The organism is uncultured Nevskia sp., from assembly GCF_903885465.1.
Lineage (GTDB): Bacteria > Pseudomonadota > Gammaproteobacteria > Nevskiales > Nevskiaceae > Nevskia.
This window is the reverse complement of the sequence record NZ_CAISIQ010000237.1, coordinates 1-2652: the sequence shown is the minus strand read 5'-3', so window position 1 is coordinate 2652 and position 2652 is coordinate 1. Positions and strand designations below refer to the sequence as shown.

Here is a 2652-nt window from a genome sequence, read left to right as displayed (position 1 = left end):
CTGGCCGCGCCTCGAGAACGAGGCCTACATCATGACTCTGGGTAGCGCGCGGCCACTCGGCGAAGCGCTGCAGCATGCCAACAGCGAACTGCAGCGCTGGCTGATGGCCGACTACGGCTACACCGAACGCGGCGCCCAATTGCTGATGGGCCAGGCTGCCGAACTGGAGATCGCCAACGTTGTCGATCCGAACTTCACGGCGGTGGCGAAGATCAAGAAATCACTGCTGCCGAAACGTTAGCTCAATGATCGGGTCTGAATGACGGGCCGGCAGCCGATGCCGACCCTGTAAGGTGCGACCCTGCCATCACGCCGTGGAGATTCCGATGCACCCTGATGCCATCGCTTTTGTCTCGCCCTCGGAAATGAACCGCCGTGGCTTCATCGTCACCGCGCTGGCCAGCGGTTTCGCGCTCGCCGTGCAGCCGGTTTCAGCGCAAAGCCTGATCACCACGCCGGCCGATGGCCTGCTGGCCGGCGAGGTCAGCATCCCGGTCAAGGACGGCAAGATGCCGGCCTATCGCGCCCAGCCACGCGGCGGCCGCAACCTGCCGACGGTGCTGGTGGTGCAGGAAATCTTCGGTGTGCACGAGCACATCAAGGATGTCTGCCGGCGTTTCGCGCAAGCCGGCTATCTGGCCATCGCCCCCGAACTGTTCGCGCGCCAGGGCGATGCCAGCAAGTACACCGACACCAAGGAACTGGTCGCCCAACTGGTCTCGAAAGTGCCGGACGCGCAAGTGATGGACGACCTCGACGCCACCGCGATCTGGGCCGCCAGCAACGGCGGCGATCCAGGCAAGCTGGCCGTCACCGGCTTCTGCTGGGGCGGCCGCATCACCTGGCTGTACGCCGCCCACAATCCGGTGGTGAAGGCTGGCGTCGCCTGGTACGGCGGCCTGATCCGCCCAGGCACCGAACTGCAGCCGCAGAACCCGATCGATCTCGTCGATCAACTCAAGGCACCCGTGCTCGGCCTCTATGGCGCGGCCGACACCGGCATCGCCACCGACACCGTCGACCAGATGCTCGCCAAGCTCGCCGCATCGAGCAGCCCGGCTGCCAAGGCTTCGGAGATCGTGCTGTATCCGGACACGCCGCATGGCTTCCATGCCGACTACCGGCCGAGCTACCGCGCCGCGCAGGCCAGGGATGGCTGGGTACGCCTGATGGACTGGTTCAGCCGCAACGGCGTGGTCTGATCCTTACGAATTTGGCGGGCAAGACAGCCGAGCGATAATCAGGCCTGATTCGTACGCCTCAGGAGTGGTTCGGCATGTCCGGTCCCGCCAGAAACGGTTTATTCCTCTACGCCAAGGATCTCGAACGCCTGGCTGGCTTCTACCAGTCCCTGCTGGCGATGCGCCGCGTTCACGCGACGGCCGAACTGGTGGTGCTGCAAGTGCCGGACTCCGACATGCAGCTGGTCATCCACGCGATCCCGGTGTCGATCGCCGCGACGATCACCATCACGACGCCGCCGGCGCGCCGCGAAGATACCGCGCTGAAGTTCTTCCTGACCGTGCCCAGCCTGCCGGCGTCGCGACGCCTTGCGGCTACGCTGGGCGGCGAGGTGTACACGGAGCAATGGCAGGGCCCGGGCTTCGTTGTGTCCAATGCCTGTGATCCGGAAGGCAACATCTTTCAGCTGCGCGAGAGCTTGTGAGCCTGACAAACAATCGAACGGAGTCAGCATGCTTCTTACCCGACGCGCCCTTCTAAGAAGCAGTGCCCTGATGGCAGCCGGGTTTGCGTTCAAACCTACCGCTTCGCAGGCGGCGGTCGGGGATGCAGGACTCGCTTCCGAAATCGGCGATGCCGCAAGATCTTCCATCCGTTCAGGAGCGTGCCCCGGTGTTGCCGTGCATATCTCGCTGCCTGGACGCACTCTGCTTTCGAACCACTACGGTTTGGCCAACATCGAGACGGCTACCGAACTGGCTGGCGGCAGCGTCTTTCGGATCGGCTCGCTCACCAAACAGTTCACTGCTGCCCTGGTGGTCAAGTTGGCCTCCGATGGCAAGCTGGACCTTGACGATGCCGTCTCGAAGCACTTGGCATTCTTCGCCGGGAGCCCGTCATTCACAGTGCGTGAGCTGCTGAACCACACAGCTGGGCTGCACAGCGATGAACGGAACGTCTCGTGCCCGACTGACCTTGCGAGGCCGAAGTCTCAAATCGCGTTGGCGCAGGAAATCAGCGCCCAATCCTCACCGTTCGATTTCGAGCCCGGAACGGCGTGGCTGTACAGCAACGCGAATTACATCGTGCTGGGCGCAGTGATCGAGCAGCTCACCGCCATGTCGCTCGCCGACGCGGCGGCGGCCATGATCTTCAAGCCCCTGGGCCTCGACAAGACCGCTTTCGATTCTTCAGACGCGGTGGTTGCTGGAAGAGTGGATGGCTATTCGCCTGTAGACGGCAGTCCCGGATCGTTTACTCATCCACCCATCATCGAGATATCGGAAGCGGGTGGTGCCGGTGCCATGCGGTCCACGGCAAGCGATCTGGGGCGATGGCATCGTGCGCTGTTCACGAATCGTCTTTTCGACAGACGCTTCTTGGACGAGATGATCACGCCTGGCCGCTTGCGCGATGGTCGTCTCAGCGGAGAAAACCGGTTCTCTCCAGACGATGCCAGCTATGGTGAGG

The 2652-nt window shown here is 63.3% G+C and carries 3 protein-coding genes and 1 pseudogene; all 4 read left to right on the top strand.

The window, feature by feature from the left end; translation table 11 throughout:
- A pseudogene (locus QZY06_RS08850) lies at positions 1-241 on the top strand (acetamidase); the annotation flags it as partial.
- 85 nt (positions 242-326) lie between these two features.
- Complete coding sequence (locus tag QZY06_RS08845) at positions 327-1202, top strand: dienelactone hydrolase family protein (RefSeq protein WP_295683010.1); 876 nt, start codon at positions 327-329, stop codon at positions 1200-1202.
- Positions 1203-1276: 74 nt separating this feature from the next.
- Positions 1277-1666, top strand: a complete 390-nt coding sequence (locus tag QZY06_RS08840; protein WP_295683008.1) for a VOC family protein — start codon at positions 1277-1279, stop codon at positions 1664-1666.
- Between the two features lie 70 nt (positions 1667-1736).
- The coding region (locus QZY06_RS08835) for a serine hydrolase (protein ID WP_295683006.1) at positions 1737-2652 on the top strand (916 nt) is incomplete at its 3' end.